21 protein-coding genes are annotated in these 20,632 nt (G+C 62.0%); 7 read left to right on the top strand and 14 right to left on the bottom strand.

The window, feature by feature from the left end:
- Window positions 1-14: 14 nt before the first annotated feature.
- On the bottom strand, window positions 15-701 hold the full coding sequence (locus KCG88_RS01505; RefSeq protein ID WP_210711571.1) for a hypothetical protein: 687 nt from the start codon (window positions 699-701) through the stop codon (window positions 15-17).
- Window positions 701-1,669, bottom strand: coding sequence for a hypothetical protein (locus KCG88_RS01500; protein WP_210711570.1), 969 nt, complete (start codon window positions 1,667-1,669; stop codon window positions 701-703). Before KCG88_RS01500 ends, KCG88_RS01505 begins: the two co-directional genes overlap by 1 nt.
- Before the next feature lie 403 nt (window positions 1,670-2,072).
- Here KCG88_RS01500 and KCG88_RS01495 point away from each other — a divergent pair, with 403 nt between their 5' ends.
- The 4 genes from KCG88_RS01495 (at window position 2,073) to KCG88_RS01480 (ending at window position 6,255) form a co-directional block, all read left to right on the top strand.
- Window positions 2,073-2,456: a nucleotide pyrophosphohydrolase gene (locus KCG88_RS01495; RefSeq protein WP_210711569.1), complete on the top strand. Its 384-nt coding sequence runs from the start codon at window positions 2,073-2,075 to the stop codon at window positions 2,454-2,456.
- A 24-nt stretch (window positions 2,457-2,480) separates the two neighbouring features.
- Window positions 2,481-4,355, top strand: a complete 1,875-nt coding sequence (locus KCG88_RS01490) for a DUF2075 domain-containing protein (protein ID WP_210711568.1) — start codon at window positions 2,481-2,483, stop codon at window positions 4,353-4,355.
- 443 nt (window positions 4,356-4,798) lie between these two features.
- Window positions 4,799-5,182 carry a DUF3077 domain-containing protein gene (locus KCG88_RS01485; RefSeq protein WP_210711567.1) on the top strand — a complete coding sequence of 128 codons (384 nt, stop codon included), beginning with the start codon at window positions 4,799-4,801 and terminating at the stop codon, window positions 5,180-5,182.
- 305 nt (window positions 5,183-5,487) lie between these two features.
- Window positions 5,488-6,255: an HNH endonuclease gene (locus KCG88_RS01480; RefSeq protein ID WP_210711566.1), complete on the top strand. Its 768-nt coding sequence runs from the start codon at window positions 5,488-5,490 to the stop codon at window positions 6,253-6,255.
- A gap of 131 nt (window positions 6,256-6,386) precedes the next feature.
- On the opposite strand, the gene KCG88_RS01475 is transcribed toward KCG88_RS01480, so the two are convergent.
- The 5 genes from KCG88_RS01475 to KCG88_RS01455 are packed head-to-tail and all read right to left on the bottom strand — an operon-like array spanning window position 6,387 to window position 11,233.
- Window positions 6,387-8,420, bottom strand: coding sequence for an LTA synthase family protein (locus KCG88_RS01475; protein ID WP_210711565.1), 2,034 nt, complete (start codon window positions 8,418-8,420; stop codon window positions 6,387-6,389).
- A 49-nt stretch (window positions 8,421-8,469) separates the two neighbouring features.
- Complete coding sequence (locus KCG88_RS01470; RefSeq protein WP_210711564.1) at window positions 8,470-9,081, bottom strand: hypothetical protein; 612 nt, start codon at window positions 9,079-9,081, stop codon at window positions 8,470-8,472.
- Window positions 9,081-10,376, bottom strand: a complete 1,296-nt coding sequence (locus KCG88_RS01465) for a sialidase family protein (protein ID WP_210711563.1) — start codon at window positions 10,374-10,376, stop codon at window positions 9,081-9,083. Before KCG88_RS01465 ends, KCG88_RS01470 begins: the two co-directional genes overlap by 1 nt.
- A 45-nt stretch (window positions 10,377-10,421) precedes the next feature.
- Window positions 10,422-10,967 (bottom strand): cytochrome b/b6 domain-containing protein, encoded by a 546-nt coding sequence (locus KCG88_RS01460; protein WP_210711562.1) that lies wholly within the window; start codon window positions 10,965-10,967, stop codon window positions 10,422-10,424.
- Complete coding sequence (locus KCG88_RS01455; RefSeq protein ID WP_179600804.1) at window positions 10,967-11,233, bottom strand: PepSY domain-containing protein; 267 nt, start codon at window positions 11,231-11,233, stop codon at window positions 10,967-10,969. Before KCG88_RS01455 ends, KCG88_RS01460 begins: the two co-directional genes overlap by 1 nt.
- Before the next feature lie 170 nt (window positions 11,234-11,403).
- On the opposite strand from KCG88_RS01455, the gene KCG88_RS01450 reads away from it, so the two are divergent.
- The 3 genes from KCG88_RS01450 to KCG88_RS01440 all read left to right on the top strand — a co-directional run bounded on the left by KCG88_RS01450 (window position 11,404) and on the right by KCG88_RS01440 (window position 14,178).
- Window positions 11,404-12,066, top strand: coding sequence for a response regulator (locus KCG88_RS01450; protein WP_019092959.1), 663 nt, complete (start codon window positions 11,404-11,406; stop codon window positions 12,064-12,066).
- Window positions 12,063-13,445 (top strand): ATP-binding protein, encoded by a 1,383-nt coding sequence (locus KCG88_RS01445; protein ID WP_210711561.1) that lies wholly within the window; start codon window positions 12,063-12,065, stop codon window positions 13,443-13,445. The genes KCG88_RS01450 and KCG88_RS01445 overlap by 4 nt, the downstream gene beginning before the upstream one ends.
- Before the next feature lie 190 nt (window positions 13,446-13,635).
- A complete protein-coding gene (locus KCG88_RS01440; protein WP_210711560.1) occupies window positions 13,636-14,178 on the top strand; it encodes a hypothetical protein in 543 nt (180 codons plus the stop codon).
- Window positions 14,179-14,253: 75 nt separating this feature from the next.
- On the opposite strand, the gene KCG88_RS01435 is transcribed toward KCG88_RS01440, so the two are convergent.
- The 7 genes from KCG88_RS01435 to catC all read right to left on the bottom strand — a co-directional run bounded on the left by KCG88_RS01435 (window position 14,254) and on the right by catC (window position 20,630).
- A complete protein-coding gene (locus tag KCG88_RS01435; RefSeq protein WP_053159416.1) occupies window positions 14,254-15,027 on the bottom strand; it encodes a 1,6-dihydroxycyclohexa-2,4-diene-1-carboxylate dehydrogenase in 774 nt (257 codons plus the stop codon).
- Window positions 15,028-15,169: 142 nt separating this feature from the next.
- Window positions 15,170-16,183 (bottom strand): benzoate 1,2-dioxygenase electron transfer component BenC, encoded by a 1,014-nt coding sequence (gene benC, locus KCG88_RS01430; RefSeq protein WP_210711559.1) that lies wholly within the window; start codon window positions 16,181-16,183, stop codon window positions 15,170-15,172.
- Window positions 16,184-16,193: 10 nt separating this feature from the next.
- The gene (gene benB / locus KCG88_RS01425) at window positions 16,194-16,682 is read right to left on the bottom strand and encodes a benzoate 1,2-dioxygenase small subunit (RefSeq protein ID WP_210711558.1); all 489 of its coding nucleotides are present in this window, start codon (window positions 16,680-16,682) and stop codon (window positions 16,194-16,196) included.
- Window positions 16,679-18,043, bottom strand: coding sequence for a benzoate 1,2-dioxygenase large subunit (gene benA, locus KCG88_RS01420; RefSeq protein WP_210711557.1), 1,365 nt, complete (start codon window positions 18,041-18,043; stop codon window positions 16,679-16,681). The genes benB and benA overlap by 4 nt, the downstream gene beginning before the upstream one ends.
- Window positions 18,044-18,265: 222 nt before the next feature.
- Window positions 18,266-19,222, bottom strand: a complete 957-nt coding sequence (locus tag KCG88_RS01415) for an AraC family transcriptional regulator (RefSeq protein WP_011062147.1) — start codon at window positions 19,220-19,222, stop codon at window positions 18,266-18,268.
- Window positions 19,223-19,358: 136 nt separating this feature from the next.
- Window positions 19,359-20,288 carry a catechol 1,2-dioxygenase gene (catA, locus tag KCG88_RS01410; RefSeq protein ID WP_210711556.1) on the bottom strand — a complete coding sequence of 310 codons (930 nt, stop codon included), beginning with the start codon at window positions 20,286-20,288 and terminating at the stop codon, window positions 19,359-19,361.
- A gap of 51 nt (window positions 20,289-20,339) precedes the next feature.
- A complete protein-coding gene (gene catC, locus KCG88_RS01405; protein ID WP_011062149.1) occupies window positions 20,340-20,630 on the bottom strand; it encodes a muconolactone Delta-isomerase in 291 nt (96 codons plus the stop codon).
- Between the last annotated feature and the right edge of the window lie 2 nt (window positions 20,631-20,632).

Below are 20,632 nucleotides of genomic sequence, written 5' to 3'. Positions count from 1 at the left end.
TTCCATCCCCAGCCTCAGGGCAACGGCTCAAAGCGCCCACTGCCCGCATTCCACGCAAACCCCGGCAACTTGCAGTCCTGAAAGCCAATCCGCAGCTGCTCCCCCTCAGCCTGCACCTGCAAGGTATCCACCCCCAGGTTGCGACACCCCGGCGCCGCAACCGCCAGGCTCTGCAACAACTTGCCGGAGGCCTTGTCCATCACCTCCACCGTCGTGATCCGCTGATCATTGCCTGGCATCGGCACCTGGAAATACCAGCGTTTGGTGGAAGCACTCTGCAACAGCGTGGTGACCGGCTGCGGCCACGAGCGATCCGAATCCACCAGGCCCACCAGCTTCAGCGCAATGGGCAAGGTCTTGCCCGTGCGATAACTGATCCAGGTGCCGCGCACCTGCTCCTGCTGGCGGGAGTTCATCAAGTCATTGAACTGCAGACGCGCCACCGGCAAGCCCTGCTCGTCCAGCTCATCCATGGCCAGCGTCTTGTTGCTGTAGCTGAAGGTCGGCTTGAGGCGGATCGGCGTGCGATAGCGCTGATAGGCATAGGTGCCCTGGTAGACCGCATTCTGGCTACCCAGAGTCAAGACAACCGCCTGCTTGCCCAAGGTCCCCTCATACACCCCATAGGACGCCTGCGCCGGCAACAGCCACAGTGCCAACACCAGCACCACCAGCCCCCGAGCAACATCAAACCCACGCATCAGAAACGCTCCTCGCCCGATGAAAGATATTCCAGCCGATCCGGGCTGATCACCCGGTAATAATCCCAACGCCGAGTGCGCTTGTCGTAGTTGATGAAGTCCTGCTTGCTGAACTCCATCTGCCCACTGGGGGAAAAGCGCAGATCACCGTCCACCGCGAACTGCTCCAACTGCGGATGACGCAGGTATTCCCGGCGCTCACGGTTGTACAGGTAGTACTGAGTGGGCGAGCACCACAGCCGGCCATCCGACTCCGCCAGGCGGTAATTCTGAGCCTGAAAATCAATCCGCGCCTCGGCCTGGAAATGCCCGAAAGTCAGCGTCCTGGTACCGACCGACGACATGCACCACTGCCCACTGATCTCCTGCACCCGCCGCCCGGTGGTGCGACTCATCACCCGGATACTATCCACCCGCGCCACCTCCTCCCCGGCCTTGCGCGCGGCATGCACACTGAAATAGAAATCCCGATCGAACACCGGCTGCAACAACTCACCCTCAAAGGCCTCCCGCTGACTACCACCAAAGCGCGTCACCCGCTGCAACTGCAACGGCTGCTGCGTGCCCGTGCGCAAATCCACCAGACTGCCCTGCAGCGCCTCTGCCCCCTCGGCGAACGGCTGCAACGACACCGCCGTCGCCGGCAGGGTCGGGTTGTCCATGATGTTGATCAAGAGCGCGGAGCCAGGGTGGAAAGGGGTGGATTCCAACGCCATGGGCAGGCGCTCGGATTCGGAAAACCAATAGCCGGACATACCGCCGCCGTATTGGGAGTCGTAAGTGAGCGCCAGTTCAACCGGGGTGTCACCGAGGGTGCCGCGGTAGGTGGTGGTGGGGTTGGCTTGGGCGGTTGGGGTGATGAGCCCGAGGCCGAGCAAAAGCGCTGAGGTCAGGCGAAAAAGGAGGTGTGGCAGGTGACGCTGTTGGCCAGCCCTTGTTTGTGAACTGCTGCCAATGGGCTGGGTCATGCCTGCGTTCCTTGCGGTGGGGAAAAGGGGGCGCAGGATAGCAAAGGTTATGACGTCAGCCCCAGAGTGGGTTTGTTCTCATGCTCTTAAAACCTTTACGAGTTAGATAGCGCTCTATTCAAACAGCGCAACCATCTTTTTAGCCAAAACCTTCTGGAAGCACTGTCCCACTTGGTGTTGCTTGCTCTAAAAAACATATGCATTTCGAAGGTAAAAAAGTTGTGTCAGCGGCGCTGACATGTGTTGAGCCTTTACCAAGGCTGTCTCAAGAAGCTCCGAGCTGAAATTCAACGATTACTGGCAAAAAAACTCACTCAAAAATCGAAACCCCCTACAATCGGCCTACCCATTTCTGACACAGCTCTCAGTCGCGCCAGCTGTAGTCAAGCTACGAGGCAGGATTGTGAACACTGTAGTTACCCCCACCGAAGCACTAATCGACACCCATCGCCTTGCATCTGCTCTACAACGCTTCGCAGACGATCGCGACTGGCAGCAGTTCCACTCCCCCAAAAACCTGCTCCTAGCCCTCACCGGTGAAACCGGCGAGCTCTGCGAAATTTTCCAGTGGATGAGCGAAGCCGACGCCAAGGACGCAGCCAAACGTCCAGAAACCGCTCAAGCCGTGAAAGATGAATTAGCCGACGTACTTATGTACCTCGTGCGACTAAGCACAGTACTGGGCGTCGATCTGAACGAAGCAGTGACAAACAAACTCGCGTTGAACGGCCAGAAGTACCCCGTCGACAAAGCCAAAAGCACCAGCAAGAAGTACGACCAACTCTGACCCCTTGGGCTCTAAGGACCATTTGTGATCGTTTACTCGGCGACCAAACAACAATTCCTCGACGTTTGCGACAACAACGATATTGAAGAGGTGATCCTCAAGCACTTCAAAGAGGCCACTGGCAAGAAAGTGGCGGCTTCAGAGATCCGATCTTGGCAGGGATCGCTCACTTACATGGCCAAGGTCCTAAGAGACAAGGACCTGCCGGAGGATGCCGGAGTAGCCATTGAGCTACATATTCCGCAATCCATGAAACGTATCGATTTCTTACTGACAGGCCACGACCAGCACCAGGGTAAAAATGCCGTGTTGGTGGAACTGAAGCAATGGAGCAAAGCCAGTGCCACCAGTAAAGATGCGATCGTAAAAACCGCGCTGGGCGGCAGTCATGTTGAAACCATTCATCCGTCCTATCAGGTGTGGTCGTACGCCACTTTGCTGGAAGGATTCAATGAAGCCGTCTATGACCAAGGCATCAAAGTCCACCCGTGCGCTTACCTGCATAACTATGTCAGCGATGGCGTTATCAACTCGGCTCACTACGATGCCTACACCAGCAAAGCACCTTTGTTCCTAAAAGGTCCTGACGAGTTGACGAAACTGAGAAGTTTCCTCAAACAGCACATCTATTACGGCGACAACCAAGACGTTCTTTACGAGCTTTCTAGCGGTAAGAGCCGCCCCTCCAAAGCTCTGGCGGAAGCACTAACTGGACTAATGGAAGGCAAGCCTGAGTTCGTTCTGATTGATGATCAAAAGACCGTTTTCGAGTCAGTACTTGCGGCGGTCGCAGAAGCCTCTGCCGATGCTCCGAAGGTGCTGATCATTGAGGGTGGCCCAGGTACTGGAAAGACAGTAGTGGCCATCAACCTATTGGTCAGGCTCACGGCCTTACGCCTGATGAGCAGGTATGTCTCAAAAAATGCCGCCCCACGTGCCGTGTACGAAAAGAAACTGGTCGGCACTGTCAAACCCACCAAGTTCTCCAGTCTGTTCTCCGGCTCGGGGGCCTATACCGATATCAAGCCTGACTTTTACGACGCGCTGATCATTGATGAAGCCCACAGGCTGAATGAGAAAAGCGGTTTTTATGGCAACGAGGGTGAAAACCAGATCAAAGAACTAATTGGGTCCGCTAAATGCTCAGTGTTTTTTATCGACGAGGATCAACGCGTAACCCTTAAGGATATTGGCAGCAAACAAGCAATCCGAGAGTTTGCTGAGGCCCGAGGGGCAACGGTGGAAGAATACACCTTGTCTTCCCAGTTCCGTTGCAGTGGCTCCGATGGTTACTTGGCATGGCTGGATGACGTGCTGGGCATTCGCAAAACCGCGAACCCAATACTCGATGCCAGTGAGTACGAGTTCAAAGTGTTCGACTCGCCACAAGCAATGCATGAGGCAATCGAACAAAAGAACCACGGAAACAAGGCGCGTGTCGTCGCAGGTTACTGTTGGCCATGGAGCAGCAAGAAAGACCCTAAAGCCAAAGACATTGAAATCGGTGAAGACTACGCCCGCCAATGGAACCTGGATCAAGACGGCAGTCTATGGATCATCGCGGATAAATCCGTGGATCAGGTCGGCTGTATTCACACCTGCCAAGGGTTAGAGGTGGATTATATCGGTGTGATCATCGGGCCAGATTTGATCGTGCGCGATGGAAAGGTAGTGACATCCCCCAAAGCGCGAGACAAATACGACAAGACAATTCGTGGCTGGAAAAGGCTGATGAAGGAACAACCCGACTTCGCACAGCAAGAGACTGATCTCATCATCAAGAACACCTACCGGACCTTGATGACCCGAGGAATGAAGGGCTGCTACTTGTACTGTACTGACCCAGAAACGGCGCAATATTTTGCCAACCGACTGGCAGAAGGCGAGTCAGCTTTGTAGGTGTCATTAGTCACGTTTCCTCTACCAGTGATGGCGTACTCAATCCTGCCATCACTGGACGGCTAACGAAGACTAACCACCTTCATCTCTACCCTTCAGGTGCCATATTCCCTACTCAGTTCACAACTCCTTGTAAGGCTAGTCCCTTTCTATTGAGCGACTTTTCCTAGAGAATCCAACCCACTTGCGCCTGATACTTCGGCTGGCTAGGCTCGGTTCATCACTGCATATCAGTGATCGGGTTTAGCAGCTCGAAACATCACATTGGGCGCATCGACGTCACCTATTGGCAGAGTTTTTCTTCTGCTTTTTATGGTGGCTGTGCGCAGGGCACCTTCGGGTGCGCCGGTTTCCAATGTGACCGGTCTGCTAACCTGCGTACAGCTGCCACTCCTTCGTTTAGCAGCGATAGCTGGCAGCTCCATTCACATTGGAGATGCACCATGAAAAAGCTCGTTCCCGATCCACCCCTGTCCTTACCTGGACAATTCAGAACCCCCGAACACGATATCGACACCCAGCGCATTCGCTTGGCCTTGGCCGCGCATAGCGCTGAAACATCGATCCTCAATAGCCTGAAAGACACCGTGCCTACATCCGTAGGTCATCAATCCATGTTCAGTGTCCGCCCAGGCATCAATGCCGAAGAAGCCTTGGTGCATGTGTCGTTGCTGCTGGACTGTGCGGTCCAGGTCAGCGATGAAATCACCGAACGCGCCAGCGGTGTGGAACGTGGTTTGATTTGGTCAATGATTCATTCGGTGGAGATGGCTAGAGCAGTGGTGGATTCGTTGCTAGATGCCAATAAACCAGCGCAGCCTCGGTAATCGACTAGATACTCAGAAGTCCGAAAAATATGGAAACGGGGTGAAGGCTGATTTGCCCCGTTTCTGTTAGGCCGCTTTCGCTGGCAAGCCAGCTCCTACAGATGCTGTTGCCCTTCGATATTGCTTAAGCTCTCTCACTGCCCAGCCACGGCCATAGACACGTGGTGAGAGGCAACGCGTCCCTTCCCTGCTCGTCCCGTTTCCTACTCACAAGTGAACTCCCAAACCTGTTGGGAAAAGAATATCCTTACGGCCTTTTACGCTGTTTCGTACGGCGAATCGGGAAACCTACGGATAGCCCCCGCATGAACTCAGCACCTACCAGTAATCAATCCAACCCTGCTTGGAGCCGCGATGAGCTCGTTCTTGCCCTGAATCTGTATCTCCTTCACCGCAACGGTTTACCCGGCGTGAATCATCCGGATGTTTTCGCGTTGTCGCAGGCTCTCAATCTCATCGGCAATGCCACCGGGGTGAGCAAGAATCAGAGCTTTCGCAATGCCAACGGTGTGTGCATGAAGCTCAACAACTTCCGGCGTTGGGACCCGAGCTACACCAACAACGGGCGTACGGGGCTTGCGAAAGGCAATAAGGATGAGCAGTTGGTGTGGCTGGAGTTTGCCAATGACCCGGAGCGTCTTGCTGAGGTTGTGGCGGCGATCAATGCCAACGTTCAGACGATTCCAGCTAGCCCTATCGATTTAAGTGCAGCGGATGACCCTGGCTTCTTCGAAGCAGAGGAAGGCAAAGTGCTCACCCGGGTGCATCGGGTGCGGGAAAGAGACAAGAAAATCGTTAAGCGCAAAAAGGAAGAGGCGCTGAAGCAACATGGGGCGCTGCAGTGTGAGGCGTGTGGTTTTAACTTCAGCCAAACCTATGGTGCAGATGTGGAGGGGGTGATTGACGTCCACCACACTAAACCTCTGCACACGCTCCAGCCGGGTGACAAAACTAAGCTCGCTGATTTGGCGTTGTTGTGTGCCAATTGCCATCGGGTGGTGCATTCGCAACGCAAGTGGCTGAGTGTGGCTGAAGTGAAGGAGCGGTATCAGGCCAATCTAAAGCAGACGTAAATGTGATGTTGTGACTCCCTGGTTTAGGGGGTCAGAGTGGCTGGTTGGACAGTTTGGTGGCGATCTTGCGGCCGCCTTCGCTGGCAAGCCAGCTCCTACACGGGCTGGCGTCAACCGATGGCTATGTGGTGTCACCGAACGTTGCGATACAACATCAACCGCGCCCCCTCATGCATCCCCCGCGTCAACTCCAGCAACCGTTCAAACTCCTGCGGATGTTCCTGCGCCACATCCTCACGCGGTGTGTTTGACGCTAGGTCATGCAAGGTCGCGCCACTGCCGTCGTGCTGCATCTGCAACAAAAAATCCTTGGTCACGCCGCCAATCACCGGAAAGGTCCCTTCCCTCAACACCAGCGGCACCACGCGCTCGCCTTCCGGCGCGGGCTGCTGAATGTCCCGCCCCATGGCGCCATTGGTGAAGGGCATCCCGGCCATGCCGGCCACGGTGGGCAGCAGGTCGGCGAGGCCGACGGCTTCTTCGATCACTCTGGGTTGCAACATCCCCGGCGCATGGATCAGCAGCGGTACGTTGTTGCTTTCCAGCCCTAGCTGTTCAAAGGCGGGGGCCATGTGGGGGATCTGGCTGATGCGGGTGTTGTGGTCGCCGAAGAACACGAAAATCGTGTTGTCGTAGTAGCCACCCGCCTTGGCGATCTCCATTAGGCGGCCGATGTTGAAGTCCAGCAGGCGCACGGCGTTGTATTGCTCCAGGCTGCGGGAACCGGCGGCCTGGACCTGTTCCAGGGGCAGGTCCTGGGCTTGAAAGCCGTCGTTGTCCTTGGGGATGGTGAAGGGGCGGTGGTTGCCGGAGGTTTGCAGGTAGGCGAAGAACGGCTGGTCCTGGGGGATGGCGCGCAGCAGGCGGTCGCTTTCCTTGAACAGGTCAAGGTCGGAGATGCCCCAGACGTCCACCTGGGGCGATTGCCAGTGGCTTTCGTCGTACAGGCGCACGTTGTCGATACTCTGGCGGATCAGGCCGTTGATGTTGGCCCAGCCAGCGTTGCCGCCGATCAGGTAGAGCTTGTGGTAGTCGCTGAAGGCGTTGATCAGGCTGTGTTGGCGGGTGATCAGCGGCTGGCGGGTGGCGGTCTCTTGGCGGGTGACGTCGGGCACGCCGGTGATGCTGGCCCACACGGTTTTGGCGGTGCCGGTGACCGGGACGTAGAAGTGTTTGAAGAACCAGCTCTGGCTGGCCAGGCGGTCGAGGTTGGGGGTGGGGTTGAGCGGGTTGCCGTAGGCGCCCACGGCGCTGGTGCCGAGGGATTCGAGCATGACGAAGATGACGTTGGGCGGCCGGGGGCGGTCGATGCGGTACGGCTGAATGCCTTGTTGGCGGGTGAAGCTCAGGCTCTGCGGGTCCGGCTGGTCGACGCCGAGGTAGCGGGCCAGGGCCGGGTAGTGTTGGCGCACTTGGGCTTCGTCGTACTGAGCCTGGCCGGCCTTGAGGGTGTCGTAGAAGAACAGCACGGGGTTCAGGCCCAGGGCGGCGATCTGGCTGTTGCCGGAGAAGTAGGCATCGCTCCAGCGCAGGGGCACGGGGTTTTCCAGGTTGAGGTTTTCTACCCGGCCCAGCAGGCCGAGGAACACGACGGCAACCCCCAGGGCGCTGGCGCAGGCCAGGGACCAGCGGCCCATAGGTTGCGCCGGGCGGTCGAGGGTCAGGCGTTCCAAGCGCAGCAAGGCGTAGCAGCACAGGGCCAGGGCGCTGCCCCAGGCGAGGACGATCCACAGCACCGGGTAGCTTTCCCAGAGCATTTGCCGGGAGATCTGTGCGTCGTCCAGGTAGCGCAGTACCGTGGCGTTGATGCGTACGCCGAGGTAGGCGTAATGACCGAAGTCGATGATGTACAGCAGCCCTACCCCGCCCAGCACCAGCAGCAGGTAGGCCCGGGCCAGCCAGCGCAGGGCCGGCTGGCGCAGCAGGTTCCAGCGCGGTAGCCAGGCCAGCAATGCCAGGGGCAGCAGGAGCAGCAGGGTCAGGCGCAGGTCGAAGCGCAGGCCGATGCCGAGGGTCTGGAGGATGGCCTCGCGCTGGTCGGCGGCGCTCAGGTCCACCCCGGAAAAACCCACGGCGAACAGCAGCCGCAGCAGTGCCAGCAAGCCGAATACCAGCCCGATTGCGCCCACGCCGTAGCGCAGGCGGCGTGATTGCAACCCGCCCATCATTGACCTCTGTGTGGTGTTGTCGAAGGCCGCGGCGCGGCCGGTTGGTTTACCCGGCAAGGGGCTGCCCGCGGCTGCGCTGGGTGACGCGGCGCCACAGCCACAGCAGCAGCCCGCCGCTGCCGGCGATCAGGCAGTAGCCCGCCAGCAGCGGGTCCAGCAGGTAGTCCCAGTAGTTTTCCGAAGGCTTGAGGCGCAGGGCAAAGGCCAGGGTCCCGGCTGCCAGCATCAGTACCCCCAGCAGGTTGCGCTGCCACAGCAGCACCAGCGCCGCTAGCCCCATCAGCACGATCATCGGCCGTGGGTTGTAGCCCCAGCGGTAGGGGTCGAGGTAGGTCAGGCCCAGGGTCGCGGGGTACAGGCTCAGGGTCAGGCCGATAAACAGCAGCAGGACCTGCACCCGGTGTTTGGCTGGCAAGGGCGTCATCACCCCCAAGTGCCGCAGGCTGACCCAGCCCAGCAGCACCAGGGTGCTGATGGCCAGATCATCGGTGAAGCTGCGCACATAGGCCGCTAGCGGCAGCTGGTTCAGCGGAATAAAGCTGACCAGGGCCAGCACGGGCAGCAGCCAGGGCCGCCAGGGCGCGGTCAGGCGCAGGCTGCCAAGCAGCACAAAGCCCAGGAGGATAAAACTCAGGTGGGCTTGCCACAGGGAAAGCATCACAGGCGCTCCGCCAGCCACGCCGCGTTGAAGCTGACGTGCTTGATAAAGGTGTTGTTCCAGGAATAGACCAGGTGGTACATCCCGTCCGCCCCGCGGCTGAAGTAGGGGTATTCGTACTCGAAGTCGCAGCCTTGGGGCTTGCACACCCGATAGTCGAGGTTGCTCAGGAAGCGCTGTTCCAGGGGCAGGCGCCGGGCGCCGCTGGAGGCGCGGAAGCCTTCGCCGATGATGTCCTTGTAGGCCTCATGGGAAAACGGCTGGCCCAGGGGATCGGGGGACTGGTCCAGTTCCACCAGCGGGCGCCATTGGCTAAGGCCGGCGTCGGTGCCATACAGGCTGAGTTTGAAGCGCCCGTCCTGCAGGTCGTTAAGGGCCACCAGCAGGCCCTGGTCGTCGGTGCCCACCGCCGCCAGGGAGGAGTTGGGGTTGGACGGTTGCAGCGGATAGGGCTCGCTCCAGGTCTGCCCGGCGTCTTCGGTGCGGCTGGCCAGGACCTTGTGGTGGGTGTCGCCGGCGTAGCGCAGCATGGCTATGGCGCGGCGTTCGTCCAGGGGCACGATGGTCGGTTGCAGGGAGTGCTTGCCACGGCTGATGCGGAATTTGTCGATCACCGCGCCGTCGGCGCTCAGGTACAGGTACTCGGCGAACTTGCCCATGAACTCGTGGTACACCGGCAGGCCGATCGAGCCGTCGGCATGGAACACCGGCGCGGCGCGCACCAGGGTGCTGATGTTGAAGAACGGCGAGGTCACCAGCTGTCGCGGCGCCGACCAGCTGCGCCCCAGGTCATCGGAAACCATCAGGTTGATGGCGCTGGTGGCCCAGCCGCCCACCGACACCGAGACGTAGAACAGCCACAGGCGCTGGTCCGGGCCCAGGGCGATCACCGGGTTGCCGAGCTTGCGGATGTAGCGCCCGGTGCCGTCACGGGTCGATTCCCGGGTGGCCAGCACCTGCTCGGCGCCCCACTCGCCAGTCTTGGCGTCAAAGCGTGCGCTGCGCACCTGGACGTCGGCGGCGCCTTCCCGGGAGCCGGCGAACCACACGGCCATCAGGTCGCCGCCGGGCAAGGCGGTCACCGAGGACGAATGCACGAAGTCATCCAGCTCCGAGGAGACGAAGCGGCTGCTGTAGTGCGGTGTGCTGTTGGCTTTAGCCGCATCGCCGCTAACGGCAGCCTGGGCGAACGGCGCCAGTTGGTGAGGCGGATGGCTGCGCCAGGCGGCAATAAAGACGACGGCCAACAGCAGGCTGCCGCAGAGGAAGATCAGGCGAAAGGACAGCGCACGCATACAGGAGCCCGTGGCAAATACAGGGTGGGAACAAGGGAAAAACCATTAGTGCCGATCACTGTCCGGCAAGGGTCGGCGGCGGCCGGTGAGCATCGACAACGGCAGGTTGTCGCGCACCTGCAGGCTTTCAAAAATCGCCGCGCACACATGCAACAGCACCAGCCCCAGCAGCACATCGGCGCTAGTCTCATGCACTTGCAGCGGCCAATCGGCGCCCCACAGGGCATCAATCTCTTCCATCAGGAAACCGCTGATACCGATCAGCAACAGCGCCAGCAGCATCAGCAACATCACTAAAGCCCCGAGGGGTGAATGCCCCAGGCGGTGCTCGGGGCGCCCGGCCAGCAGCGAGCGCAGATGCCCCGCTAGCCGGGCCCGGGTCGGCCAGAAGTCGGACCAGCGCGCACTGCGCGGCCCGACAAATCCCCACAGAGTGCGCAACAGCAGCCAGGCCATGGCGTAGTAGCCGAGCCAGACATGCCAGTCGTCACCGGCTTCATTGAAGAAGTAGTTGCCGATAAAGACCCCGGCGATGGACAGGTGAAACAGTCGCACCAGCGGGTCCCACAGCCGCAGGGAAGCGTGCGGCATCAGCCTTTGATCTCGGTCTTCACCGCTTTGCCGGTGACCGGGTCGTGGTAGATCTCGACCTTGCGCTGGTCCTTGTCGAAGCCGTAGATCTCGTAGCAGTTGCCGTCGGTGACCTTGAACTTGCTGATCTGGTAGCCCTGGGCCTTGAGCTGTTCCTGAAAGGCCTTCTGATCCTGCCATTGCGAGCGTTCGGCGGTGGTGCATTGCGGGCCGGCGACGGCCAGGGGGCTGGCGATGATCAGGGACAGCAGGAGGATCTTGCGCATGGAAAACGCTCCGGTGATGGGGGAGATTCCACTGTGCAAAACCAAGCTTAGTGAAAGCTTAGTTGGCAACGCGCGGTAACATTTTCCCCACCAAAAACCCCTGCCGGCCGAGCTTGGCCGGCGTCATCATGCGCCCCTTCCCTGCCCCCTCGCCCTACCGAGAACCGCCCATGCGCCTGCTGCTTGTCGAAGATGATCGTGCCCTCGGCCAGGGCATCCGCGTGGCCCTGAGCGCCGAAGGCTACACCCTGGACTGGCTGCAGGACGGCGCCAGCGCCCTGCACGCCCTGCGCACCGAAAGCTTCGACCTGTTGCTGTTGGACCTGGGCCTGCCGCGGCTCGACGGCCTGGAACTGCTGCAGCAATTGCGCGCCGCCCAGCAGGACCTGCCGGTGCTGATTCTCACCGCCCGCGACGGCACCGCCGAGCGCATCGCCGGGCTGGATGCCGGGGCCGACGACTACCTGGTCAAGCCCTTCGATGTCGAGGAATTCAAGGCCCGGGTCCGCGCCCTGCTGCGCCGCAGCCAGGGTCGTGCCCAGCCGCTGCTGGAACACGCCGGTATCCGCCTCGACCCGGCCAACCAGCAGGTGCACTACCAAGATAACGAGGTGGTGCTGACGCCCATGGAATACCAGTTGCTGCACCAGCTGATGGTACGCCCGGGCAAAGTGGTGACCCGCGAGCGCCTGTCCCGGGCGCTGTACGGCTGGCAGGACCGGGTCGAGAGCAACACCCTGGAAGTGCTGATCCACAACCTGCGCAAGAAGCTCTGTAGCGAGCTGATCCGTACCGTGCGCGGCGTCGGTTACGTGCTGGCGCTCAAGCCATGAACTCAGTGCGCACGCGGATTCTGCTGCCGGTCCTGTTCCTGGTGTTGCTGGGGGATTTGCTGATCAGCTGGCTGGTGCTGCGCGACAGCCACCACGAAATAGAAGAGGTCTACGACGCCCAGCTGGCCCAGAGCGCGCGCCTGCTGCAAGGGGTGCTGCGCCAGCGCGACCCGGCTCAAAAGCCGGACGCGGCGGACTGGGAGCGCCTGCACCAGGCCTTCGACCAGGCCATGAGCCGGGTCGGCGTGGCAGGCGCGGCCCACCCTTATGAAACCCGCCTGACCTTCCAGGTCTGGCGTGACGACGGCCAGTTGCTGATGCGCTCCGCCGAGGCCCCGCTGCTGGAGGCGCCGCCCACCACCCTGGGGGCCCACGACATCCTGGAAAACGGCAAGGACTGGTGCGCCTTCCTGCTCGCCGACCCACAGCAGGGCTTGCTGATCTGGGTTGGCGAGCGCGATGACATTCGCCAGGACCTGATCCAGCGCATCGTGCGCCATACCCTGTGGCCGACCCTGATCGGCGTGCCGCTGCTGGCGTTGCTGATCTGGCTGACCATCGGCTGGGGCCTGGCGCCGCTGCGGGCCATGGCCCGGGCCATTCGCGGGCGCAGCAGCGACACCCTGCAGCCGCTCGGGCTCAAGCCCCTGCCTCAGGACCTGGAGCCGATGCAGACCGCCCTCAACCAGTTGTTGGCCCAGATCGACAGCCTGCTGGAGCGCGAGCGTCGCTTTATCGCCGACGCCGCCCATGAACTGCGCACGCCCCTGGCGATCCTGCGGATTCATGCGCAGAACGCCCAGAGTGCCGGCAGCCCGGAGCAGCGCCGGGAGGCCCTGGATTTTCTAGTGAGCGGCGTCGACCGGGCCACCCGCATCGGCAGCCAGTTGCTGACCATGGCCCGCATCGAACCGCAGCTGAACAGCCCGCGCCTGAGCCGCATCGACCTCAGCGCCCTGGTGCGCGAAGAGCTGGCGGAACTGACGCCCCTGGCCCTGGAGAAAGACGTCGAACTGGTGCTGGAAGGCGACGAAGGCTGCCTGATCGCTACCGACCCGGTGGCCCTGGCCATCGCCCTGCAGAACCTGGTGACCAACGCCCTGAACTTTGCCCCCGCGGGCAGCGAGGTACGGGTCGGCCTGCGGCCCCAGGCGGACGGCGCGATGCACCTGTGTGTGGAAGATGCGGGGCCGGGTATCGACGAGCAGCAGCGCGAGCGTTTGCTGGAGCGCTTCTACAGCCAGGGCAATGCCAATGGCGCCGGGCTGGGGCTGGCCATCGTGCAGATGATCGTCAGCAAGATCGGCGGTGGCCTGGAGTTGCGCAATCGGCCTGAGGGCGGGTTGTGTGCGTTGTTGTTGCTGGGGCCGGCGCTTTAGTCGGCGGCGCGAAGGGCCTATCCTGTGCGCCGCTCGGGAATGGGGGCGGCCTTGCGGGCGTATTCGCTGGCAAGCCAGCTCCTACACAAGCACGCCCCCGTAGGAGCCGGCTTGCCGGCGAAAGCGTCCGCAAGATCGCCTTCGTCGGCAGCCGACTCCTACAAACGAACTGACAATCAGGGAGACACACATGGCCATGCCGGAACGGCTGAAACCAACACGCGCCACGCCGAAAATACGTGCGTTGATGAAGGGCTTGCTGACGCAGATCCTCGATCGGATCTGGGACAACCAGGAACGGGAAAGCCCCGAGATCAGTGCGCTGATCCAGCAGTGGAACAGCCACGCCGGCCGACCTTTCGAGTTCCATGAGTTTCTCGTGATGCACAGCCATACCAGCGAGGCGAACTTTCTGCGCACCGCCTTTCATCAGGAGCGCTACGTTGACGACCTGAGCTTTGCCGAGGCCTGCGCCCTGGCGGATTTCATCTGCCAGTGCGAAGGCACGGAATCTGACACGGACTACGCCCTGAACCTGCTGGAAACCAACTTCCCCGAGGCCAATGCCTCGGACCTGATCTTCTGGCCCAACGAGTGGTTTGGCGATCAAGATATGTTGCATATCGAGCTGAGCTCGGCGCAGATCATCGGTTATCTGATGGCGCAGTCTTCGCGGCAACTGCAGGATGCACCGCCGATCACCTTGCCCTACCCCATTCCACCGCAGCCATAGAGGCCCTCGGGCTGGCCAGCTGCATAAGCACCGCCGTGGCCAGCTACAGGTAAGGGCGTCCAGTTCGCCCCTCGTTCAGCCCTGATCGCCGCCGCCCACCGGCAGCACCGTGCCGGTGATGTAGGAGGCTTCGTCGGAGGCCAGGAACAGGATCGCCGCCGCCTGCTCGTCAACGCTGCCGTAGCGGTGCATCAGGCTGCTATCCAGGGTCTGGTCGACGATCTGCTGGTACCAGGCCTGCTCTTCGGTACTGGGCTCGGCGCTGTTGCGCGGAATACGCCGTGGCGGCGCCTCGGTGCCGCCGGGAGCGGTGGCGTTGACCCGCACGCCGCGGCCGGCGGTTTCAAAGGCCAGGCACGCAGTCAGCGCGTTGATGCCGCCCTTGGCCGCGCCGTAAGGCACGCGGTTGAGGCTGCGGGTGGCGATGGACGAGACGTTGACGATGGCGCCGCGGCCCTGCTCCAACATCTGCGGCAAGGCGGCGTGGCAGCACCACAGGGTGGGGAACAATGAGCGGCGCACTTCGGCTTCGATCTGCGCCGGCTCGTAGTGCTCGAAAGGCTTGGCCCAGATGGTGCCGCCGACGTTGTTGATGAGGATGTCGAGGCGGCCGAAGTGGGCGATGGCGGCGGCCATGATCCGGCTGCATTCGCTGTACTGCTCCAAGTCGGCGGTCAGGGCCAGCACCGGGTAGCGGGGGCTGAGTTCAGCGGCCAGTTCGAAGACCAGTTCGGAGCGGTCCACCAGCACCACGCGGGCGCCCTCCTCGGCCAGGCGTTCGGCAACGCGACGGCCGATGCCCTGGGCGGCGCCGGTGACCAGGGCGACTTGGTTGTGGAAACGGTTCATGGAAACCTCGTGAATGCAAAAAGATAGGGAGAACACCACCCAACGTAGGAGCCGGCTTGCCGTCGAAGAGGCCCTTGAGCCTTGCAGCGTCCTGATGGACGCCTTCGCTGGCAAGCCAGCGCCTACAGCGGCGAGGCGATCTTCAGGCGGCGCTGGCGGCGAACTTCTCGTAGTAGAAGTTCGCCGGGGCGATGCCCTGTTCGCGGATGAACTGGCTCACCGCCTCCACCATTGGCGGCGGCCCGCACAGGTAGACGTCCACATCCCCCTGGTTGAGGTGCGCCGGTTCGATGTGCTGGGTCACGTAGCCCTTGCGCGGGTACTGGCTCTCGGGGTTGGCCACGCAGGCGCTGAAGCTGAACTGCGGGATGCGCGCGGCAAAGTCTTCCAGGCGCTCCAGTTCCACCAGATCGAAGTCGTTGGTCACGCCGTAGATCAAATGCAACGGGTGCTCGCTGCCCTGCTCGGCAATCTTCTCCAGCATGGCGGTGAACGGCGCCAGCCCGGTGCCACCGGCCAGCAACAGCAAGGGCCGGCGGATGTCCCGCAGGTAGAAGCTGCCCAGGGGCCCGGCCAGGGTCATGCTGTCACCGGCTTTGGCAAGACCGGTGAGGAAGCTGCTCATCAGGCCGCCGGGCACATTGCGGATCAGGAAACTGACCTCGCCATCGCGCTGCAGCGAGCTGAAGGAATAGGCCCGGGTTTGTTCGCTGCCGGGCACCCCAAGGTTGACGTACTGCCCCGGCAGGAACGCCAGCTGGCTCAGGGCCTCGCCCTTGATCGACAGGGCGATGGTGCTGTCGGACAGCTGGCGCACCGCGCTGATGCGAGCCTGGAAAGTCCCCTGCCCGGCCCGGCAGACCTGGGACGAAGCCGGCACCCGCACCACACAGTCGCTCAAGGCGCGCATCTGGCAGGTGAGGACAAAACCCTGCTCGGCCTCGTCGGCGCTCAGGGCGTCTTCGATGTAGTCCTCCCCCAGCTCGTAGCGCCCCGCCTCGGCCAGGCACTTGCAGGTGCCGCAGGCGCCGTCGCGGCAGTCCAGGGGAATATTGATGCCCTGGCGGTAGGCGGCGTCAGCCACGGTTTCGCCCGGGTTGGCGTTGACGAAACGGGTCACGCCGTCTTCGAAGTTGAGTGCGATTTGATGGTTCATGGCAGTCGCCTCAGAGGTGGTAGATATCGACGACCTGGCGAACGTAGTCGTTCTTCAGGATGACTTTCTTGGCCAGGATCAGCGGGTTTTCGCCGCGCAGGTCGAGGGTGTAGAAGCTGCAGCCGAAGTAGCTGTCCACGGTCTTGTAGCGAAAGCTCAGGGTGTGCCAGTTGAAGCGCAGCTTGCACTGGCCGTTGCCCTGCTCCAGCAGCTCGATATTGCTCAGGTTGTGGGAGGTGCGGGTGTCGGGAATGCTGGCGCTGGAGCGCTCGGTCTTGATGCGGAACACCCGGTCTTCCAGGCCGCTGCGGTTGCCGTACCAGATCAGCGAGATTTCCCGCTGCGGGTCTTCGGTCAACTGGTCGCTGTCGTCCCAGGAGGGCATCCAGAAGGTGGCGTCCGGGGCGTAGAGTTCCAGCCAGCTGTCCCAGTCCTTGTCGTCCAGGTAGCGGGCTTCGCGATACAGGAAATCGCGCACGGCGTCGTAGGAAATGGTCATTGCACGGCATCCACGTCGATCTGGCGAGAGGCTTCAAGCTCCAGGGCCGCGAGCATGGTTTGCTGCCAGTACTTGTGCTGCATCACGAACAGGCCCTCGTCCTCGGTGCGCACCCCGCTGAGGATCGGTTGCAGGTCGATTTCTTTCGCTGCGTCGTCCGCGCCCTGGACCCAATGCTCGGCGCCGCGGGACATGTCGTTCCAGGCCGTGGTGCTGCCCTGGTAGCCGAGCTGGCAGGAGCGGAATTCCTCCAGGTCGTCCGGGGTGGCCATGCCGCTGACGTTGAAGAAGTCTTCGTACTGGCGGATGCGCCGGGCCCGGGCTTCGTCGCTCTCGCCCTTGGGGGCGATGCAGTAGATGGTGATTTCGGTGCGGTCCACGGAGATCGGCCGGGCAATGCGGATCTGCGAGCTGAACTGGTCCATCAGGTAGAGGTTCGGATACAGGCACAGGTTGCGCGAGTTCTCGATCATCCAGTCGGCGCGGGCCTGGCCGAAGTCTCGGGCCAACTCGTCACGGCGTTCGTACAGCGGGCGATCCTCGGGGTTGGACCAGCGGGTCCAGAGCAGCATGTGGCCCTTGTCGAACGAGTAGAAACCGCCGCCCTGCTTGGCCCAGGTGCCGGCGCTCATGGTGCGGATGTCTTCCCCGGCCTCGCGCTGCTTGCGCTGGTTCTGGGTGGCGGCATAGTTCCAGTGCACCGAGCTGACGTGGTAGCCGTCGGCGCCGTTCTCGGCGGTGAGTTTCCAGTTGCCTTCGTAGATATAGCTGGAGGAACCGCGCAGCACTTCCAGGCCGTCGGCGGACTGGTCGACGATCATGTCGATGATCTTCGCCGACTCCCCCAGGTGCTCCACCAGGGGCAACACGTCGGGGTTGAGGCTGCCGAACAGAAAGCCACGGTAGGACTCGAAGCGCGCGACGCGGGTCAGGTCGTGGGAGCCTTCGCAGTTGAAGCTGGCCGGGTAGCCGGCGGCGGCCGGGTCCTTGACCTTGAGCAGCTTGCCGGTGTTGTTGAAGGTCCAGCCGTGGAACGGGCAGGTGAAGGAGGCCTTGTTGCCGGTCTTGTGCCGGCAGAGCATGGCGCCGCGATGGCTGCAGGCGTTGATGAAGGCATTGAGCTCGCCGTTCTTGTTGCGCGCGATGAACACCGGCTGCCGGCCCATGGTGGTGCTGTAGTAGTCGTTGGGGTTGGGGATCTGGCTTTCGTGGGCCAGGTACAGCCAGTTGCCTTCGAAGATGTGCTGCATCTCCAGGTCGAACAGCCGGGGGTCGGTGAACATCTCCCGCTTGCAGCGGTAGACGCCCTGGTCGGGGTCTTCTTCAAGCAGGGAATGCAGGTATTCGGGTCGCAGGGACATGGCCGCCGCCTCCATTGTTTTTATTCAGGCAGGGCCATGCTAGGGCGGGTTTGGAACGGGCAATAGCCAATGCCTGCAGACCTGTATCCGTTTTCTGCAAAAGCGCCGACGGTGGGTTGAGTAGGAGCCGGCTTGCCGGCGAACAGGCCCCTGGGTGGGGCGCTGAGCCTGCCGGCCCCTTCGCTGGCAAGCCAGCGCCTACAAGAGGCCGATGCCTGAGGATCAGTGCCGGCGCTTGAGGGTGTCGGAGGGCAGTTCGCCGTATTGCTGGCGGTAGCTTTGGGCAAAACGCCCAAGGTGCAGGAAGCCGAAATCCAGGGCCAGTTCGGTGACGTTGCGCACCGGGCTGTGCGGGTCGCTGAGGCAGGCGTGCACCCGTTGCAGTTTCTGCTGGCGGATGTAGTTCTTCGGCGTGGTGCGGGCGTTGCGTTCGAACAGCGCGTACAGCGAGCGCAGGCTCATGCGCGCCTGTTGCGCCAATTCTTCGCAGCCGATGTCGTGCTTGAGGTTGCGTTCGATGTAGTCGGCAATCCGTTCGAAGGTCGCCGCCGAGGCGCCCAGGGCACCGCGCTGCACGTTGGTCTGCATCAGCCCCAGCAGTTTGCCCACCAGGATGTGGGCGTAGTGCTCCTGGACCTTGGGCATGCTTTCCAGGGCTTCGGCTTCCTGGCACAGCAGGCTCAGCAAGGGCACGAAGCCTTCCAGTTCCTGCAGTTGGTAGCGCTGGCGCAGAAAGCGCACGCCCTGCCCCGGGTACTGCCAGCGCTGTTCCTGGCAGGCGTTTTCCACCAGGTGGGTGGGAATCTTGATGATGAATTTTTCGCAGTCGTCGGAATAGGTCAGGTCCACCGGGTCGTCGGGGTTGATCAGCAGCAGCTCCCCCGGGGCGAAGTAGTGCTCCTGGCCCGGGCCACGCCACCGGCAGTGGCCCCGCAGCAGCACTTGCAGGTGGTAGATGCTTTCCAGGGCCGGCGAGGTAACGCGCACGCTGGCGCCGTAGCTGATGCTGCACAAATCCAGGCTGGCCAGGGCCCGGTGCTGCAGGCTGGCCTGGGGATGGCCGGCCCGGGGCAGGCGGATGCAGTGGCTGCCCACGTGCTGGTTGACGTAACCGGATACGGCATAGGGATCGGCTTGAACAAACACGCTGCTGCGCTCACTCAACAGATGCATCTGCATGATCGGGCCACTCTGATGGTTCTTATTGGGTCTGCGCTTCAGGCACGCAACGCAGTCTCGTCAGGCCTGGCATAACGGCAAAAGCCACGGGCACCTGGGTCGGTGCTCCGTGGCCGGGCCAGGCATGGTCGGCGCTTCAGTCCTCCAGGGCGCGGACCCGCTCGTGGCGCTGCTGTTCTTGCGGCTGGGCCGAAGACTGCAGGTTGAAGTCGAACTCGATCTCGGCAAAGCGCCCGCTGACCCCCAGGGCCTTGGCCCGAGCCTGGTCTTCGCTGAAGGTGATCTGGGCGATCAGCTCATCGCGAGTGGCATAGGCAAAATCGTCGTGCAGGTACTGGTCGCCATCCAGGTTGATCTGGGTGGTCAGGTGGCGATGGTCATCGGCCGAGATGAAGAAGTGGATGTGCGCCGGGCGCTGGCCATGGCGGCCCAGTTGGTCCAGCAGTTGCTGGGTCGGGCCATCCGGCGGGCAACCGTAGCCGGACGGCACGATGCTGCGAAAGCGGTAGCGGCCCTCGGCGTCGGTGACGATGCGCCGGCGCAGGTTGAACTCCGACTGGCTGCCGTCGAAGTAGGAATAGGTGCCGCCGGTGTTGGCGTGCCAGACATCGACGATGGCCCCGGCCAGTGGCTCGCCGGCGGTGTTGCGGACCTGCCCCTGCATGAACAGCACCACCCCCGGGTCGACCCCGTCGTCCAGGCGCGCTTCGCCCTGGCTCAGCGGTGCACCGGCCACGTACAGCGGGCCTTCGATGGTGCGCGGGGTGCCGCCGGTCTTGCCCACCTGTTCGTCGGCGGCGTCCATCAGCAGGTCCAGGTAATGCTCCAGGCCCAGGCCCGCGGCCAGCAGCCCGGCTTCCTGGCGGGCGCCGAGAACGTTGAGGTAGTTGACGGCCTTCCAGAACTCTTCTGGGGTGATCTCCAGGTCTTCGATGATGTTCACCGAATCCCGCAGGATGCGGTAGATGATGGCCTTGGCCCGGGGGTTGCCGCCCTCGGTGAACTGGCCGCTGGCTTCTTCAAGAAAGCGTTGGGCGCTGGCAGTGTGGGAAATTCTGACGTTCATGATTAATCCTCATCTTGTATTTATTAGAGTGGTGAACGGGCTGGCACGGGCTCAGCGGTCATCCTCATGAATGGACGAAGGATGCCTGCACATGGCGTCAACTTCGATGGCCATGTAGGGGTACAGCGGCAATTGCATCAGGGTGTCGTGCAATTCCTGCACGCTGTCAACGTCGAACACGCTGTAGTTGGCGTACAGCCCGGCGATGCGCCACAGGTGGCGCCACTTGCCTTCGGCCTGCAGGCGTTGGGCCAGGGCCTTTTCGTCGGCTTTCAGCTGCGCGGCGCGCTCGGGGTTCATGTCGACCGGCAGGTTCACGGTCATTTTCACGTGGAATAGCATGC

Origin of the sequence: Pseudomonas sp. MWU349 (assembly GCF_017947325.1) — a bacterium.
In the GTDB taxonomy this organism is placed as follows: Bacteria; Pseudomonadota; Gammaproteobacteria; order Pseudomonadales; family Pseudomonadaceae; genus Aquipseudomonas; species Aquipseudomonas protegens.
The sequence above is the reverse complement of the archived record's forward strand: the minus strand, read 5'-3'. Positions and strand labels throughout refer to the sequence as shown.

Coding starts and splice junctions, on each gene's coding strand:
- KCG88_RS01505 (WP_210711571.1), bottom strand. CDS start 701: ATGCGTGGGTTTGATGTTGCTCGGGGGCTGGTGGTGCTGGTGTTGGCA.
- KCG88_RS01500 (WP_210711570.1), bottom strand. CDS start 1,669: ATGACCCAGCCCATTGGCAGCAGTTCACAAACAAGGGCTGGCCAACAG.
- KCG88_RS01485 (WP_210711567.1), top strand. CDS start 4,799: ATGAAAAAGCTCGTTCCCGATCCACCCCTGTCCTTACCTGGACAATTC.
- KCG88_RS01480 (WP_210711566.1), top strand. CDS start 5,488: ATGAACTCAGCACCTACCAGTAATCAATCCAACCCTGCTTGGAGCCGC.
- KCG88_RS01475 (WP_210711565.1), bottom strand. CDS start 8,420: ATGGGCGGGTTGCAATCACGCCGCCTGCGCTACGGCGTGGGCGCAATC.
- KCG88_RS01470 (WP_210711564.1), bottom strand. CDS start 9,081: ATGCTTTCCCTGTGGCAAGCCCACCTGAGTTTTATCCTCCTGGGCTTT.
- KCG88_RS01465 (WP_210711563.1), bottom strand. CDS start 10,376: ATGCGTGCGCTGTCCTTTCGCCTGATCTTCCTCTGCGGCAGCCTGCTG.
- KCG88_RS01460 (WP_210711562.1), bottom strand. CDS start 10,967: ATGCCGCACGCTTCCCTGCGGCTGTGGGACCCGCTGGTGCGACTGTTT.
- KCG88_RS01455 (WP_179600804.1), bottom strand. CDS start 11,233: ATGCGCAAGATCCTCCTGCTGTCCCTGATCATCGCCAGCCCCCTGGCC.
- KCG88_RS01450 (WP_019092959.1), top strand. CDS start 11,404: ATGCGCCTGCTGCTTGTCGAAGATGATCGTGCCCTCGGCCAGGGCATC.
- KCG88_RS01445 (WP_210711561.1), top strand. CDS start 12,063: ATGAACTCAGTGCGCACGCGGATTCTGCTGCCGGTCCTGTTCCTGGTG.
- KCG88_RS01440 (WP_210711560.1), top strand. CDS start 13,636: ATGGCCATGCCGGAACGGCTGAAACCAACACGCGCCACGCCGAAAATA.
- KCG88_RS01435 (WP_053159416.1), bottom strand. CDS start 15,027: ATGAACCGTTTCCACAACCAAGTCGCCCTGGTCACCGGCGCCGCCCAG.
- benC (WP_210711559.1), bottom strand. CDS start 16,183: ATGAACCATCAAATCGCACTCAACTTCGAAGACGGCGTGACCCGTTTC.
- benB (WP_210711558.1), bottom strand. CDS start 16,682: ATGACCATTTCCTACGACGCCGTGCGCGATTTCCTGTATCGCGAAGCC.
- benA (WP_210711557.1), bottom strand. CDS start 18,043: ATGTCCCTGCGACCCGAATACCTGCATTCCCTGCTTGAAGAAGACCCC.
- KCG88_RS01415 (WP_011062147.1), bottom strand. CDS start 19,222: ATGCAGATGCATCTGTTGAGTGAGCGCAGCAGCGTGTTTGTTCAAGCC.
- catA (WP_210711556.1), bottom strand. CDS start 20,288: ATGAACGTCAGAATTTCCCACACTGCCAGCGCCCAACGCTTTCTTGAA.
- catC (WP_011062149.1), bottom strand. CDS start 20,630: ATGCTATTCCACGTGAAAATGACCGTGAACCTGCCGGTCGACATGAAC.